This window comes from Streptomyces sp. NPDC043878 (assembly GCF_056435735.1).
In genome coordinates, this window is the sequence record NZ_JBWKDW010000001.1 from 120,240 (window position 1) to 135,001 (window position 14,762).

At 74.9% G+C, this 14,762-nt stretch carries 15 protein-coding genes and 1 pseudogene; 7 read left to right on the plus strand and 9 right to left on the minus strand.

The features are described 5' to 3' along the window. Positions 1-119: 119 nt before the first annotated feature. Positions 120-464: pseudogene (locus tag AC07AZ_RS00495) on the minus strand (rhamnogalacturonan lyase family protein); the annotation flags it as partial. A gap of 540 nt (positions 465-1,004) precedes the next feature. Continuing rightward, positions 1,005-1,310: a 4a-hydroxytetrahydrobiopterin dehydratase gene (locus tag AC07AZ_RS00500; RefSeq protein WP_478842221.1), complete on the minus strand. Its 306-nt coding sequence runs from the start codon at positions 1,308-1,310 to the stop codon at positions 1,005-1,007. 116 nt (positions 1,311-1,426) lie between these two features. On the opposite strand from AC07AZ_RS00500, the gene AC07AZ_RS00505 reads away from it, so the two are divergent. From AC07AZ_RS00505 to AC07AZ_RS00515, 3 genes are all read left to right on the plus strand, one after another. Next, positions 1,427-2,257, plus strand: a complete 831-nt coding sequence (locus AC07AZ_RS00505; protein ID WP_478842222.1) for a helix-turn-helix domain-containing protein — start codon at positions 1,427-1,429, stop codon at positions 2,255-2,257. A gap of 106 nt (positions 2,258-2,363) precedes the next feature. Beyond that, positions 2,364-3,227, plus strand: coding sequence for a helix-turn-helix domain-containing protein (locus AC07AZ_RS00510; protein ID WP_478842224.1), 864 nt, complete (start codon positions 2,364-2,366; stop codon positions 3,225-3,227). Between the two features lie 47 nt (positions 3,228-3,274). Next, positions 3,275-4,090, plus strand: a complete 816-nt coding sequence (locus AC07AZ_RS00515) for an SAM-dependent methyltransferase (RefSeq protein ID WP_478842226.1) — start codon at positions 3,275-3,277, stop codon at positions 4,088-4,090. A gap of 122 nt (positions 4,091-4,212) precedes the next feature. Here the strand turns inward: AC07AZ_RS00515 and AC07AZ_RS00520 are convergent, their stop codons facing one another. The 3 genes from AC07AZ_RS00520 to AC07AZ_RS00530 all read right to left on the minus strand — a co-directional run bounded on the left by AC07AZ_RS00520 (position 4,213) and on the right by AC07AZ_RS00530 (position 7,406). Beyond that, positions 4,213-4,638, minus strand: coding sequence for an OsmC family protein (locus AC07AZ_RS00520; protein ID WP_478842228.1), 426 nt, complete (start codon positions 4,636-4,638; stop codon positions 4,213-4,215). A gap of 174 nt (positions 4,639-4,812) precedes the next feature. Continuing rightward, a complete protein-coding gene (locus AC07AZ_RS00525) occupies positions 4,813-6,879 on the minus strand; it encodes a phage holin family protein (protein WP_478842230.1) in 2,067 nt (688 codons plus the stop codon). A 125-nt stretch (positions 6,880-7,004) separates the two neighbouring features. Then, on the minus strand, positions 7,005-7,406 hold the full coding sequence (locus AC07AZ_RS00530; RefSeq protein ID WP_356041387.1) for a hypothetical protein: 402 nt from the start codon (positions 7,404-7,406) through the stop codon (positions 7,005-7,007). Between the two features lie 84 nt (positions 7,407-7,490). Between AC07AZ_RS00530 and AC07AZ_RS00535 the strand changes: the two genes are divergently transcribed. Further along, entirely contained in the window at positions 7,491-8,264 is a 774-nt protein-coding gene (locus tag AC07AZ_RS00535) for an MBL fold metallo-hydrolase (protein WP_478842232.1), read from the plus strand. Next, positions 8,261-8,899 carry a DedA family protein gene (locus AC07AZ_RS00540; RefSeq protein WP_478842234.1) on the plus strand — a complete coding sequence of 213 codons (639 nt, stop codon included), beginning with the start codon at positions 8,261-8,263 and terminating at the stop codon, positions 8,897-8,899. The genes AC07AZ_RS00535 and AC07AZ_RS00540 overlap by 4 nt, the downstream gene beginning before the upstream one ends. 54 nt (positions 8,900-8,953) lie before the next feature. Here the strand turns inward: AC07AZ_RS00540 and AC07AZ_RS00545 are convergent, their stop codons facing one another. The 4 genes from AC07AZ_RS00545 to AC07AZ_RS00560 form a co-directional block, all read right to left on the minus strand. Then, positions 8,954-10,207, minus strand: a complete 1,254-nt coding sequence (locus tag AC07AZ_RS00545) for an MBL fold metallo-hydrolase (RefSeq protein WP_478842236.1) — start codon at positions 10,205-10,207, stop codon at positions 8,954-8,956. Then, on the minus strand, positions 10,204-11,451 hold the full coding sequence (locus AC07AZ_RS00550) for an aminotransferase class I/II-fold pyridoxal phosphate-dependent enzyme (protein WP_478843397.1): 1,248 nt from the start codon (positions 11,449-11,451) through the stop codon (positions 10,204-10,206). Before AC07AZ_RS00550 ends, AC07AZ_RS00545 begins: the two co-directional genes overlap by 4 nt. A gap of 339 nt (positions 11,452-11,790) precedes the next feature. Next, positions 11,791-12,498 (minus strand): hypothetical protein, encoded by a 708-nt coding sequence (locus tag AC07AZ_RS00555; RefSeq protein ID WP_478842238.1) that lies wholly within the window; start codon positions 12,496-12,498, stop codon positions 11,791-11,793. A gap of 469 nt (positions 12,499-12,967) precedes the next feature. Next, positions 12,968-13,771 (minus strand): RNA polymerase sigma factor SigF, encoded by an 804-nt coding sequence (locus tag AC07AZ_RS00560; RefSeq protein ID WP_478842239.1) that lies wholly within the window; start codon positions 13,769-13,771, stop codon positions 12,968-12,970. A 376-nt stretch (positions 13,772-14,147) separates the two neighbouring features. Here AC07AZ_RS00560 and AC07AZ_RS00565 point away from each other — a divergent pair, with 376 nt between their 5' ends. Beyond that, positions 14,148-14,618, plus strand: a complete 471-nt coding sequence (locus AC07AZ_RS00565) for a CBS domain-containing protein (protein WP_478842242.1) — start codon at positions 14,148-14,150, stop codon at positions 14,616-14,618. Next, positions 14,615-14,761, plus strand: coding sequence for a hypothetical protein (locus AC07AZ_RS00570; protein ID WP_478842244.1), 147 nt, complete (start codon positions 14,615-14,617; stop codon positions 14,759-14,761). Before AC07AZ_RS00565 ends, AC07AZ_RS00570 begins: the two co-directional genes overlap by 4 nt. Position 14,762: the final 1 nt, after the last annotated feature.

A 14,762-nucleotide genomic window follows, 5' to 3' on the forward strand; every position in this document is an offset into this window, starting at 1 on the left:
AATAAGAGGCTGGTGGCCCCCCAACCCAAACCGGACCCCTTCCCTCTTGTACAACGGGGCCGCCCTCTCCCCCGAACCGGGGGGTTGCTCCCCCCCCCCCCCCCCCCCCCCACCGTCGTTCACGGTGTGTACACCGTCGGGCGGGGCGGGGTCGGCATGCCGTCTCCGATGAAGAAGCTCGGGTGCGGCGGCTGGTTGTAGGCGGTGTTCTGCCAGGCCAGGGCGGTGCGGTACTGGGTGTCGTGCAGGAGGGTCGTGATCCTTCTGGTCGTCTCCAGCGGGGTGGAGTAGATCCGCAGTGCCGTGTTGGTGCTGGTCGGCCAGACGACCTCCTCGCGCCAGTCGCCGAGGATGTCACCGGACAGCGCCGGGGTCGCCTTGGTGCCGTTGTCGGAGTGGACCGAGGCGCCGGTCAGCAGCCGGGTGTCGGACGAGGTGCCGTACTTGTCGATGTGGGTGCCGTCCGTTTCTCGACCTGGCGGGCGGTGGCCGCCTCGGCGGTGCCGGGGGTGAGCGCGGTCAGTCCGGCGCCGACCAGGGCCGCCGCGGCGGCCAGTGCGGACAGGACGGCCGTTCGTCCGCGACGCCCGCGCGGACGCGGACGCGGGCGTGGACGAAGAGGCGGGCGGGGCCGTGTGCGGGGGTGCGGGTGCTGCACGGGACGTACCTCCTGGGAGAACGGCGGGTTGCGTCCTGTCAGTTGCCGTCACCCGCACGGGAGTTGCCGTACCGGACGGCCAGTTCCGTGACCGTCCGGGTGATCCGGTCCTGGGTTGCCCGGACCGCGACCCGGCCCACTTCGTCACCCCGGACCTGCCGTGGATCGGCTGCGTCGGGGAACTGCCGCCCGGCCGGCACGAGCGGGACGCCTGGGTACGACAGCTGCCATCCCCCCCCCCAAGTGCCCGACCCTGAGGGGTACTTGGCGGACTCCCCGCCGCCCCGCCCGGGGGCACCGGGGACCGGCCTCAGCAGCCGGGCCGAACGGGGGTCCCGTGCTCTGCTCAGGCCGCCCCGTGTCCCGGGGCGAGCGCCGCGACCCGGTGGGCGAGCTCGACGTCCAGCTCGGTCACGGCGCCGCCCGCGCTGTGGGTGTGCACGGACAGGGACACGGTGTCGTAGCCGAGGGTGAGGTCGGAGTGGTGGTCCAGCTCCTCCTGCACCTGGGCGATGTGGATGACCATCGCGGTGGCCGCGAAGTGGGAGCCGAGCCGGTAGGAACGGGTGAGGCGGTCGCCGTCGAGCGACCAGCCCGGCAGCTCCGCGAGCCGGTCCTCGATCTCCTTCTGCGACAGCGGTACGACGGACATGGCCGCGCTCCTTCCGGGGTGCCGGGTACTCCTTCAGCCTGCCACAAGCGTGCCGCCGCGGCCCTGGTCACCGGCGTGCCGCGGGTCGGGCGCCGCGCTCGGCTACGGTCGGGCGTATGACCACTGCCGCCTCCGGAACCGCCGCGCCCGCCACCGCCTCCGCGAGCCAGGGGGTCGGCCCGCTGCTGCGGGCCTGGCGGGAGCGGCGGCGGGTCAGTCAGCTGGAGCTGGCCCTGCGTGCCGGCTCCTCGGCCCGGCACATCAGCTTCGTCGAGACGGGCCGTTCCCGGCCGAGCGAGGAGATGGTGCTGCGGCTGGCCGAGCACCTGGACGTCCCGGTCCGCGAGCGCAACGCGCTGCTGCTGGCGGCCGGTCACGCCCCGCACTACCCCGAGACCCCGCTGGAGGACCCGGCACTCGACGCGCTGCGCGAGGGCATGGAACGGCTGATCCGGGGCTACGAGCCGTATCCGGCGCTGGTGGTCGACGCCACCTACCGAGTGGTGGCCGCCAACCGGGGGATCACGCTCCTCCTCGACGGCGTCCCGGAGTCGCTCCTGGCGCCACCGCTGAACGCGATGCGGCTCACCCTGCACCCCGAGGGACTCGCGCCGCGCATCCGCAACCTCCACGAGTGGCGCGGCCATCTGCTCGCCCAGATGGAACGGCAGATCGCCCTGCACCGCTCGCGCCCGCTGCGGGAGTTGTACGAGGAGGTCGCGGCCTATCCGGTGCCGGCGGCCCCGGACCCGGAGGAACCGGACGGCTCCGTACCGTACTTCGCGCTGCCGATGCGGATCGAGCACGAGGGGCGGACGCTGTCCTTCGTCTCCTCCATCTCCACCTTCAACACCCCGATGGACGTGACCGTCGCCGAACTCGCCATCGAGACCTTCCTCCCGGCCGACCCGGCCACCGCCAAGTACCTTCGGTCGGCGCTGTCGTGACCCGTCAGGCCCCGTCAGGCACTTTTCCTCACCGCCGCCCCTGTGAGACCGGCGGCACGGCATGTCACACTGCTCGCGTACTTCGGCGCGTATGGGGAGGCGTGGCGTGAGTGAGCGGCGGCCCGCGCCCACGGTGGGACAGGTGGTACTCGGCAGGCGCCTGCAGGAACTGCGGGAGGCGGCCGGCCTCAAGCGCGAGGAGGCCGCACGCGTGCTGCGGGTGGCCGCGACGACCGTACGGCGCATGGAGATGGCCGAGGTCGCGCTGAAGATCCCCTACGTGCAGGTGCTGCTGGAGACGTACGGCGTCGCCGACGACGAGACGGCGGCCTTCGTCGCGCTGGCCGAGGAGGCCAACGAGCCGGGCTGGTGGCAGCGGTTCCACGACGTGCTGCCGGAGTGGTTCAGCATGTACGTGAGCCTGGAGGGCGCCGCCCGGATCATCCGGTCCTACGAGCCGCACTTCGTCCCCGGGCTGCTCCAGACCGAGGCGTACGCGCGCGCCGTCATGCAGGCCGGGACCATCGGGCAGTCGGGTGGGGACGCCATCGAGCGGCATGTGTCGCTGCGCCTGGCCCGACAGCGGCTGCTGGAGGGCGGCAACCCGCCCCACCTGTGGGTGATCATGGACGAGACGGTGCTGCGGCGCCCGGTGAGCATCCACGGCGAGGTGATGCGCGAGCAGTTGGACAAGCTGCTGGAGTTCGCCGAGCGCGACCGGGTCACACTCCAGGTCGCGGAGTTCCGGGACGGCCCGCACCCGGGGACGTACGCGCCGTTCTCGCTCTTCCGCTTCGGGGAGCCGGAACTGCCCGACATGGTCTTCACCGAGTACCTGACCGGGGCGCTCTACCTGGACTCCCGCAGGGAGGTCGCGGCACACCTGGAGGTACTCGACCACATGTCGGCGCAGGCCGCGTCGGCGGAACGCACGAAGGAACTCCTGCGCGAGCGCCGCGAGGACTTCTGAACCGGCACCACCCGCCCCGTACCCGAAGCCCGAGGAGACGACACCGCATGACCGGCTTACGGCCCACGCCCCTCCGCGTCGACACCAGCCGGCCGCATCCGGCCCGGGTGTACGACTGGTGGCTGGGCGGCAAGGACAACTACCCGGTGGACGAGGAGCTGGCCCGCCGCATCCTCGCCTCGGACCCCGCCGCCGTGCGCGGGGCGCGCGCCAACCGCCGCTTCATGCACCGGGCCGTGCGCACCGTCGCCGAGGCCGGGACGCGCCAGTTCCTGGACATCGGCACGGGCATCCCCACGGAGCCCAACCTGCACCAGGTGGCCCAGGAGGTCGCGCCGGACGCGAAGGTGGTGTACGCGGACAACGACCCGATCGTCCTGCGGCACGCCGAGGCGCTGCTGCACGGCCGCGCCGAGGGCCTGACGACGTATGTGCACGCCGACGTCCGGGACCCCGGCACCATTCTGCGCAGGGCCGGCGAGTTCCTGGACTTCACCCGGCCCATCGCCCTGTCGCTGGTGGCGCTGACCCACTACCTCGACGACGAGCCGGCCGGTGACGACGTGTACGGACTGCTGGCGCGGTACGTCGCCGCGCTCGCCCCGGGCAGTCACCTGATCCTGTCGCAGGTCACCCCCGACCTCAGTCCGGAGGCCGTCGGGCGGGCCGCGGAGCACTTCCGCCGCGGCGGGACCGCGTTCCACCCGCGTCCGCTGGCCGGGTTCGCCCGTTTCTTCGACGGTCTGGAGCTGCTGGGGCCGGGCGTGATCCCCGTCTCCGGGTGGCGTCCGGGGCCCGAGGACGTGGCGGCCCAGGCGGAGGGCATCGTGCCGGTGTACGCGGGAGTCGCCCGCAAGCCCTGACCCGGCGGCCGCGGGTCAGGGGGTGTTCGTGACAGCCGCGCAACTCCCGGACGTGGCACGGAAGTCGTGCTCCCGTCCTCGCGCGGCCGCCCCGGACCGGCGGGCCGCGCGAGGACCGGACGTCAGGCGAGTTCCGCGGTCAGCGTGATCGTCGTGCCGGTGAGGGCCTGGCTGACGGGGCAGTTCTTCTTGGCGTCCTCGGCGGCCGAGGCGAAGCCGGCGGCGTCCAGGCCGGGCACCTCGCCGCGCACGGTGAGGTGGATGCCGGTGATGCCCTCGCCGGGCTGGAAGGTGACGTCGGCGTTGGTCTGCAGCCGGGTGGGCGGGGTGCCGGCGCCGGCCAGGGCGTGCGAGAGGGCCATGGAGAAGCAGCTGGAGTGGGCGGCGGCGATCAGCTCCTCGGGGCTGGTCTTGCCGTTCGCGTCCTGGGCGCGCGAGGCCCACGTGACCGGCTGCTGAGCGATGCCGGAGGAGTCGAAGGTGACGACACCGTTGCCCTCGAGCAGGTTGCCTTCCCAGACGGTGTGTGCGGTACGCGTGGTAGCCACGGTCATTCCTTTCACGAGTGGTCCCGGTGACGGGCTGCCCACCCCATCCGATCACACTCCGGCGCACCGCACCCGCAAGACCCGTCCCCGTGCGGTGGACGGCGGCCCGGACGTCCGCGCGAACTCCGGGACGGGGGTGGACTTCGCGGCGGTGCGCGGGCCGGGCCGGGGTACTCAGGCCGCGCTCTCCTCCTGGGCGGGGAGCGGCACCTGGGGCCCGTTCGACTCCTCCAGCCAGCGGCGCAGGACGCGGTGGACCTGTTCCGCGCCGACCAGTTCCTCCGCATCCCCGACCGGCGCCGAGCAGTCGAGCGGCGACAGCAGGAACGGTTTCGCCTGCGCGCCGCCGAGCCCGCCGTGCGAGCCGATCTGCTCCTCGAAGGCGAGGACCTCGCCCTCGGACGGGTCGTACCAGGAGTTGACCATGATGTCCGCGGTGTGCGGGAAGGAGTGGGTGCGGCGGACGGCGTCGGCGGCGCCGGGGCCGAAGTCGGCGAGCGGGCCTGGGTGTTCGTCGTCGAGTTCGTCGAGCGGGACGGCGACGCCGTGCGCGCCGAGCACCAGTCCGCCGTGCTCCTCGCTGCGCACCAGGAGGAAGCCCATGCCGGGATGGTTGGCGAGGGTCGTCAGCAGGGCCGGGTGGCGGGCGTCGATCTCCTCTCTGCTCATCCGGTGGGGCACGTCCGGGAAGGAGATCAGGCCGAGGTTGCCGGAGGCGAGCACGAGCGGTTCGGACGGGCGGTGCGCGGGCCGGTGGCGCTCACGGCCCTCCTCCACGGGCCGGCGCAGCGCGGCCCGCACCGCCGCGCGGGCCTCGGCCCCGCTGTGCGTGCGCTGCGCCCGGCGCGGCACGGGCAGGCCGCAGCCGGCCCGCACGAGGTCGCCGAGGCCGAGTCCGTAGCGGGCGCGGAAGGTCTCGCCGGGGCTCTGACCGTGGTCGGAGAGCACGACGATCCGGTACGGACGGGGGGCGTGTTCGGCGACGTCGGCTATCAGGGCGAGTGACCGGTCGAGACGTGCGAGGACCTTCTCGGCGTCGCGGCTGCGCGGTCCGGAGTGGTGGGCGACCTCGTCGTAGGCCACGAGGTCGGCGTAGACGGCGGTGCGTCCGGCGAACATGTCGCCCATGACGGCGGCGACCACGACGTCCCGTTCGACGACGGTCGCGAAGGCGCGGACGAAGGGGTAGAGGCCGGCGCGGGCCACCCGCGGGCGGACCCGCTCGATACGGCCGCGGGTGGACTGGCCCATCTCGCGGCCGACCTCGGCGACGAAGGACATGACGGTGCGCACGGCGTTGGCCGGGTCGGAGAAGTAGGCGAAGTAGCCGGCCCGGGAGCGGTTCTCGGGGCCGCGCCGCAGGGTGGCGATCGACAGGACGAGGGCCTGCTCCTCGGCGCCACCGCTGAACAGGTTGCCGCGGCTGGCGCCGTCGACGGCGAGCAGCCCGCCCTCGCCGGTCCGCCGCACGGCGCGGTGCTGGAGTTCGGCGGCGCTGGTGGGGCGGTTGCAGACCATGATCTCGCCCCGGTCCTTCTCGTACCAGCGGAAGGCGGGGACGTCGTGGTTGCTGCCGTGCAGGATGCCGAGCTGGCTGGCGCCGGTCTGGCTGGACCAGTCGGTGCGCCAGGGGGTGAGCCGGTGGGTCGGCCGGTCGCCGAGCCAGCCGGCCACGGTCGGCATCAGGCCCTTGGCGGCCGCCGCGAGCAGGGTGTCGTGGCCGACGCCGTCGAGCTGGAGGAAGACCGTGCCGTGCGTGGTGGGACAGGCCGGGCCGGCGCCGCGGCGGCGGTCGGCGAGGCGGTAGAGCCTGCGGCGGTACGGGTCGTCGTCGCGTACGGCGAGGGCGGCACCCGTGGCGGAGGCGACGGCGGACATCACCGCGGCGACGACGACGGCGGTCTCGGGGGCCACCTCGCCGCGTCCGGAGGGGTTGACGCGCAGGGCGATCAGCAGCAGAGACCCGTTGAGCACGAACACGAGGAGTCCGAGCACGAGGGCGGGCACCAGCAGCAGGAGCCGTACGAGCAGCGGCCAGACCAGGGCCGACAGCAGACCGAAGGCGCCGGCGCCGACCGCTGCGGTGACCGCGATCCGGGTGGCGCTGTCGCCGTCCGGGGACTGGATCTGGAAGTCCGGCAGGATGCCGGCGAGCACCAGCATGGTGACCGTCGAGGCGGCCCACACCGTGACGCTCCGCCCGATCTGACTGGCGGTCCGCCGCCACCACACGCCCCGCACGCCCCGCCCACCTCTCCCCGCCCGTCGTCGGTGCGGGCGCCTGCACTCACCCTGTCACAACGCGCGGCGGGGGCCCCGGGCGGCCCGAGGGGCGGGGTGGCCGGCCCTCGCCGGTGGGGGGCGGGCTACCGTCCGTCGTAGCCCGCTGTCGGCATCGACAGTCTGCGGTGCACCCGGGCCTTCATCTGGGCGTCGTAGGACGGTTCGGCGTGGCCCACCGTCTCGACGCCCACGCCCCGGCGGGCGCACTCCGCGGTGAACTCCTCCACGGAGGACAGGGCGCTCTCCAGCACGCGGCGGCTGGGCGCCACGAAGAGGTCGAGGCCGGGCCGGACACCGTCCCACAGCACGCAGTGGTCGGGGCGCAGCCCCCGCACCAGCAGTTCCCGGCCGACGACGTAGCCGCGCTCGGCCGCCCAACGGGCGCACATGGCGTGCTGGCTGCGGGAGTCCACCAGGAAGGGATCGGCGTCCAGTTCCTCGAGCGGCGTCAGACTCGCGATCGCCGTGACGCGAACCGGTCCCATGGCGTCCCCCCTCACCTCCGGGTTTCGCCGCCGACCCTACTCCTGCCCGTAGGCTTCGGGGAGTCGCGCGAAGGAGGCAAAGAGGTGCCGGTGGAGATCACCTGGTGGGGGCACGCCACCTGCACGGTCGAGGACTCGGACGTACGTGTGCTCACCGACCCCCTGTTCGCCCGCCGGCTCGCCCACCTGCGCCGGCGCCGCGGGGCGCTGCCGCCGCCCGGCGCCCGGCGCGCGGACGTGGTGCTCGTGTCCCATCTGCACGCCGATCACCTGCACGTTCCCTCGCTGGCGGGGCTCGCGCCGGGCACCCGGGTGCTCGTGCCCCGGGGTGCGCCCAGGGCCGTGCCGGGGTTGCGCCGGCTCGCGCATCTGCGGATCAGCGAGCTGGCGCCGGGCGAGGAGACCACGGTCGGGCCGCTGGCCGTCCGGGCGGTGTCCGCCCGGCACGACGGGCGGCGGCTGCCGCTCGGCCGGCACCGCTCCCCCGCCCTCGGCTACGTCGTGGAGGGCGAGGCCCGCACCTACTTCGCCGGGGACACCGGTCTGTTCGACTCGATGGCGGCTGAGGTCGGCCCGGTCGACGTGGCGCTGCTGCCGGTCGGCGGCTGGGGTCCGCATCTCGGCGAGGGGCATCTGGACGCGGGACGCGCGGCCCAGGCGCTGGCCCGGCTGGCGCCGCGCAGCGCGGTGCCGGTGCACTACGGCACGTACTGGCCGATCGGGATGGACGCCGTGCGCCCGCACGAGTTCCACGCGCCGGGCGAGGAGTTCGTGCGGCTCGCGGCGGAGCGCGCGCCCGGGGTGGACGTGCACCGGCTCGGGCACGGCGAGAGCGTGCGCCTGGCGGTCGCGCGGTGAGCTGGTTCGCCATCGCCCCGGCGTCGGTCACTCCCGAGTACACGCAGCAGGCACTCGGCTATCCCTCGCTGTTCCTGCTGGTGCTGATCGGGGCCCTGGTGCCGGTGGTGCCGACGGGAGCGCTCGTGAGCACGGCGTCCGTGGTGGCCTTCCACCGGACGTCACCCGTGGACCTGGGCCTCATCTTCGTGACGGCCTCGCTGGCCGCGTTCCTCGGCGACGGCACGCTGTACTGGCTGGGGCGGCGCGGGATGCGGTCGAAGAACGGGTCGCGCTGGCTGGAGGCGATACGCAGACGCGCCCCGGAGGACCGCCTCGCCCAGGCGCAGGAGAAGCTCGGCGACCACGGGGTGGCGGTCCTCGTGCTGTCGCGGCTGGTGCCGGCGGGCCGCATCCCGGTGATGCTGGCCTGTCTGATGGCGGAGTGGCCGCCGCGCCGCTTCGCCCGCGGGAACCTGCCGGCCTGTCTGGCCTGGACCGTGACGTACCAGCTGATCGGCATCCTGGGCGGCTCCCTGTTCGACGAGCCCTGGGAGGGCGTGCTCGCGGCGATCCTGCTGACGGTGGGGGTGAGCGCGGCGCCGAGCCTGTGGCGGCGGCTCCGCCGGACCTCCGGGATCCGGGGCAGGGCGTAGACGTACGGCGGCGGCCTGACGTGCTGCTCGGCGGGCGGTCCCGGGTCGCCCGGTCTACGACCCGTCGCGGGGCAGGACGCGTGAACCGCCCACCGGCAGGTCCCACAGGTCCTCGGCGGCGAGACCCGCCTTCTCCCAGGCGGCCCGTACCCGGGTGAGCGGTTCGAGGACGGGCTCGGCGGACAGCACGAACGTGGCCCAGTGCATGGGGGCCATCCGGCGGGCGCCGAGATCCTGGGCGGCCCGCACCGCCTCCTCCGGGTCGCAGTGGACGTCGCTGAGCCACCAGCGCGGGTCGTACGCCCCGATGGGCAGCAGCGCGAGGTCGATGCCCGGGTAGCGCTGTCCGATGCGGGCGAACCAGTGGCCGTACCCGGTGTCGCCGGCGAAGTGGACCCGCTGCCCGTCGGGGGCGGTGAGGACCCAGCCGCCCCACAGGGTGCGGCAGGTGTCGGTGAGGCTGCGCTTGGACCAGTGGTGGGCGGGCACGAAGTCGAAGCGGACACCGCCCAGTTCCGCGCCCTCCCACCAGTCGAGTTCGGTGACGGCGGTGAACTGGCGGCGGCGGAACCAGCGGGCGAGCCCGGCCGGCACGAACACCGGTGTGTCACGCGGGAGTCGGCGCAGGGTGGGGGCGTCCAGGTGGTCGTAGTGGTTGTGGCTGATGACCACCGCGTCGACGGGCGGCAGGGCGCTCCAGGCGATGCCGACGGGGGTGATACGGGCGGGCGTGCCGAGGATACGACGGGACCACACCGGGTCAGTCAGGACCGTCAGTCCGCCGATCCGCACCACCCAACTGGCGTGGCCCGCCCAGGAGACGGCGACGGTGTCGGCGCCGGCCCGGGGCAGCGGCCCCGGCGCGAAGGGCAGCCGGGGAATGTCGGCGAGGCCCTCCCGCCCCGGGCGCACGGCGCCCTCACGGGCGAAGCGGGCCATGGCCTTGAGGCCGGGCAGCGGGGCGGTGAGACGGTCGTGGAAGGTGCGCGGCCACACCCGCCGCTCCCCCAGCGGCCGGGGTTCGGCGAGCGGCGGCACGGCGGCCGGCCCCGGCCGCGCACGACCCGCGCCGTGCGTGACCGGGGCGGTGGACGGCGGGCCTACGGTCGTCGTACCGGTGCTCGTCGTACCGGTGCTCGTCGTGCCGGTGGTGGGGGTGCCGGTGGTCGTCGTACCGGTGGTGGGCGAACTCGGGGTCGCGGTGCCCGGGATGGCCGTGTCGGTCGTCGTCGCGCTGGTGGTGGCGGTTGTGTCCGTGTCCGAACTCGTGGCGCCGCTCGTGGTGGTCGACTCGGACTGCTGCGTCATCGAGGAGGCTCCCATCGCTGAGCGTCGTCGCGGAGATCGTCGAAGACCGATTCCAGTCGGATCAACGCGCGTTGCACGTGTGGCAGTTCCAACGGCGCGGGGGCCCTGAGGCATTCCGCTCGTTCCTCGTCCGTGTCGCCGAGCAGCGGCCCGGTGGACAGCCGGACCCGCAGGGCGCCGAGGTCGTCGCCGAAGCGGTGTCCGCCGGGCGCGGGCATGCCGAGCCGGGCGGTGAGGAAGTCCTCCAGTTCCTGCGCGTCGCCGACGCCGTGCGCGGTGAGCGCGCCCCGCAGGGGGCCGAGGTCGGCGTAGAGGTGGCGGCCCGACCTGGGCGGCCGGGCCACCGCGCCCGCCGCGACGACCGCGCGGTGGACGGCGGCCGACAGCGGCGCGTGCAGGCGGACCGTGGCGGCCACGCGCGCGGTGACCGGCCCGGGCTCCGACAGGGCGTACGCGGCCGCCGCGGCGACCGGGGCGGCGACCCGCGCGCCGAGCGCGGTGAGCACGTCGAGGACCTGGGCGCGCAGGGCGGCCCCGCCCTCGTCCGCGGGGAAACGGGCGGCCGCGGCCGGCCAGCCCGGCGCCAGCAACGCGCCGGCCAGGTCGCTGACGACGGTGACGCGGTCGGGGAGCATCTCGGCGGGACTGAGCAGCACGGTGTCGTGCGGGGTGTGCAGGGTGTCGCGCCAGGTCTCGTCGCTGACCAGGTAGAGCCCCTCGGCGGCCGCGGCCTCGACGGCGGCGTGCAGCGCCTCGGGCGGCGCCACGGTGGCGGTCGGGTCGTCGCCGAGGGACAGCACGAGCAGCCGCGGATCGCCGCCCTCGGTCCTGATGCGGCGGACGGTCTCCAGCAGGGCGTACGCGTCCGGCACCCCGCCGGACTCGGCGGGGGTCGCCACGTGGAAGACGGGCCGCCCCAACAGGCGCGCGTACGGCGCCCACCAGGCGGCGCAGGGCCGGGGCACCAGCACGTCACCGCCGAGCGCCGCGGTCAGCGCGACCAACAAGGAGGGGGCACCGGGGGCGGCCACCACGCGGTCGGGTTCGGCGGGCAGACCGCGCCGGTCCCAGTAGCCGCACGCGGCGGCCAGCAGCGCGGGGCCCCCGCCGACGGGTTCGCTCTGCGGGCGGGACGCGGACTCGGCCAGTACGGCGGCCAGTTCGGGGAGCACGGGCAGCCCGTCCTCGGGGAGCGGCGGGCCGTAGCGGACGGGGCCGTGTCCCTGGGGGGCGGTCCGCGGCATCCGTACCTCCGGTGCGGCTTCGGGGATGAGACCGGTGCGGGCGGTGCTGTCGTCCGTCCCCCGTGCGCGACCGCCGGCGCGGCCGTGGCCGCCGATCGCGTGGGTCGTACGGGTCAGGCGGGTCCTCGGGGGTCTGAGTACCCCGCCGTACGGCACCTCATGGGCGCCGGTCGGCGTTGTGCCGGTCACACGGGTGCCGAAGGGGGGTGACGAACGGGGACGGAAACGGAGACGGAGACGGAGACGGGCTCAGCGGATCGGACCGGCGCCGCGGTGGCAGGACTTGCGGCCGGGGTCAGCCGACCGGACCGGAGTCGCGGTGACGGGCGAGGGACATGGTCAGCGGACCGGACCGGAGTCGCGGTGGCGGAGACGGTGGGCGGCGGCGCCGAGTCCGCCCGCGATCAGCAGGCCACCGGCGACGAGGGCCGGGACGGAGCCGGTGAGGGAACCCCCCTCGCCGGCCCGCACCCCGCGCTGGACCACCGCGCCCCCGCAGTCGTCCCCGGACTTCTCGGCGCACCGCTCGCCGGTGTCGCTGTCGCAGGTGGGGGCGGTCGCGCCGGTGCACTGTTTCCCGGTGTCGCAGGGGCCGGGTACCGCCTCCGCGCACGGTTTGGTGCCGTCGCGGGGCACGTCGAAGCTGGCGCTCCACTGCTTGCCCTTCCCGCCGGTGGGCGCGGGGCAGGCGCCGTCGACGGTCCACGGCGAGTCCCGGCCGGCCGCGTCGGCGTCGCCGTCGAGGCTCGTGGTGGGCGAGATGCGGGCGGTGCCGCTGTAGGCGAGCGCGGGGGCCTGGCTGTCGCCGCCGGGGACCTGCTGGAGCTGGACGGTGCCCTGCTCGAAGGCCGGGGAGCTGGCGTCGATGGCGGCGGGCGCGGCGGAGGTCGTGGCGTCGCAGGAGACCGAGACGGTGACGCTGCCACCGGGTGGGACGCTGCTCGGACCGACCTCCGCGGCCGGGTCCGCGAGGGCGGCCGAGGCGGCGAAGCCCAGGACGACACTGGCCAGGGCTGCGACGGACAGGGCACGGACGGTGCGGCGCATGAGGTGGGCTCCTTCGGCCGACGGCTGCGGGACACGGCGTTCGTGCCCCTGCGGCCATCACAGCCCGCCGGGCGCCGGGTCGCGCGCGGCCGGACCCCATTCGCGGGAAGGGGACGGCCGAGTGGGTGACCCGACGGCCTCCCACGAGCCCCGGAACTCCTCGGGCACGGGGGACTCCCGCGGGCCCCGGGAGTCCCCCGTGCGTCCCGCGCCCGGCCGGACCCGCGGAACGCCCCCGCAGGGCCGCGTCCCGCCGGACTCCCGCCTGCCCCGGGGAACCCGCGCCGGCCGCGCCCAGCCCGCGAACCCCCGTACACCTTCACGGCCCACGCCCTCGCGACGTCGTACGACCGCCGCCCCGCGAGCCGTCGCCTCAACCGCCCCGGTCACCGGCCCTGTTGCCCCGCCGACCAGGCATCCGGCCCACCGCCCCGCCTTCCGGGCCCACCGCTCGCCGCCCGCCGCTCGCTCAGAGCCGTGTGCCCGCGTCCCGCATGACCTGTTCCCGCACCCGGCCGCAGCAGCGGCTGATCAGCCGGGAGACGTGCATCTGCGAGATCCCGAGCTCCTCGGCGATCCGGCTCTGCGTCATGTCCGCGAAGAACCGCATGTACAGGATGGCCCGTTCCCGCTCGGGCAGGGCCGCAAGGCGCGGCGCGACCGCCGCGCGGTCCACCACCGTGTCCAGCGCGGGATCGGCCGCCCCGAGCGCGTCGCTCAGCGAGTAGCCGTCCTCGCCGCCGGGCAGTTCCGCGTCCAGCGACAGCGCGCTGAAGCTCTCCAGCGCCTCCAGTCCGGCGCGGACGTCGTCCTCGGTCATCCGGGCGTGCTCCGCGATCTCGGCGACGGTCGGCTCGCGTCCCGGGACGGTCTGGGAGAGTTCCTGGCGGGCGCGCCGTACGCGGTTGCGCAGGTCCTGGACCCGGCGCGGTACGTGCAGGGTCCACATGTGGTCGCGGAAGTGCCGCTTGATCTCCCCGGTGATGGTGGGGACGGCGTAGCTCTCGAACGCGTTGCCCAGCTCGGGGTCGTACCGGTCGACGGCCTTGAGCAGGCCGAGGGCCGCGACCTGCCGCAGGTCGTCGCCGCTCTCGCCGCGGTTGCGGAACCGGCCCGCGAGCCGGTCGGCCATGGGCAGCCATGCCTCGACTATGCGGGCGCGCAGGGTGTCGCGCTGCGGTCCCGCGGGGAGGGCGGCCAGGGTGCGGAAGTCCTGCGCGGTGTCGGGGGCGTCGTCGTGCGGGTGGCGCTCAGCGCCGGCTCGGGTCGCCATGGGGCGTCGCAACTCCCTTGGAGTGCTGTGGGTCGGGCGGTCACCGCGGGGCGCGCGTGGTGCGCCGGTGCCCTGCCGGACGGACGTGGCCGTGCGGGCGGGCGGATGACTCCTCTGGCGTGCCTCCGGTCCGAAGCACCTCACGTGCGCCTGCCCCGGGCCCTCCGGGGCAAACAGCTCCGGGTCCGTCCGCCGGCCGGTTCCGCCGGACGGCGGACGGACCCGGTGTCGGCGTCGCCTCTTCGGGTACGCGGTGGCCACCCGAGGAACTGGAGGGTGACATGCGGCCAGGCAGTGACCGGCCCGGTGTCCGGCGCGGCGGCGTCCGGCCCGAGAAGGAGACGAGGCACAGGTCCGGCGAACGGGAGGCCCCGCGGTGACCGCCGAGTTCGTGAAGGACGTGATGACCGCGGGCGTGGTCGCCGTACGCCCGGACGCCTCGCTGGTGGAGGCGGCGCAGCTGATGCGCAGGCAGGACATCGGCGACGTCGTGGTCGCCGAGGGACAGCGCGTCGTCGGTGTGCTCACCGACCGGGACATCACGGTGCGGGCGGTCGCCGAGGGCATCGACCCGCAGACGGTGAGTGTCCGTTCCATGTGCACGCCCGATCCCGTGGTCGTCGCTCCCGGCGATCCCCTGTCGGCCGCGGTGGCCCTGATGCGCGCCCACGCGGTGCGCCGGCTGCCGGTGGTGGAGGACGGGCTGCCGGTCGGGATGGTGAGCCTCGGCGATCTGGCCGAGGCCGACGATCCGGGTTCGGTGCTCGCGGAGATCAGCCGTGCCGAGCCGGACAGCGGCGCGGCGGCGGACGACCTGCCCGAACCGGATCTCAGGAGCGGCCTGTGAACCGGGGCCGGGCGACCGGCACCGGCACCGGCACCCGCACCCGCACCCGCACCCGCACGGTGCCGCCGGTCACGGGACCGCGCGGCACCTGCCGAGCCGCGACCACGAGCGTCGTGAACACGCTGTACGAGAAGGGACGTTGAC